The organism is Streptococcus cristatus (genome assembly GCF_001578775.1).
GTDB classification, from domain to species: domain Bacteria; phylum Bacillota; class Bacilli; order Lactobacillales; family Streptococcaceae; genus Streptococcus; species Streptococcus cristatus_A.
The window spans coordinates 1-439 of the sequence record NZ_KQ969085.1; the positions used below are offsets into that span (position 1 = coordinate 1).

1 protein-coding gene is annotated in these 439 nt (G+C 45.8%); it reads left to right on the forward strand.

Going from position 1 to position 439, the window contains the following annotated elements:
- On the forward strand, positions 1-439 hold a 439-nt coding region (locus SCRDD08_RS10725; protein WP_061423621.1), incomplete at both ends, for a transposase.

Below are 439 nucleotides of genomic sequence, written 5' to 3' on the forward strand. Positions count from 1 at the left end.
CATTATATCAAATACAATCAGTTTGACAGGGAACAAAAACGCTCCCATAAAAACTCGGCCAAAAATCTGGCTAATTGGCTCTACGATGAAGCTTCAGACAGCTATACTCATCCGGATGGCTTTGTATATTCCTTTCATCACATCGAAACTCGGAAGACAAGCACAGGGTTTGAACAAGAAATCAAGGTTTATCTCACGGATCAGCCAGAGCAGGCACCTCAAAAGGGGCTTTATATCAATGAGCGTTATCAAGCCCTGAAACTCAAAGAAAGCCAGACGCTTTTATCGGAAGAAGGCCGCCGCATCTATGCCCAGCGGAAGATAGATGTCGAGCCTGTCTTTGGTCAGATAAAGGCTTGTTTGGGCTACACTCGCTGCAATCTGCGAGGCAAGCGCAAGGTGAAAATTGACATGGGACTGGTTCTCATGGCCAATAACC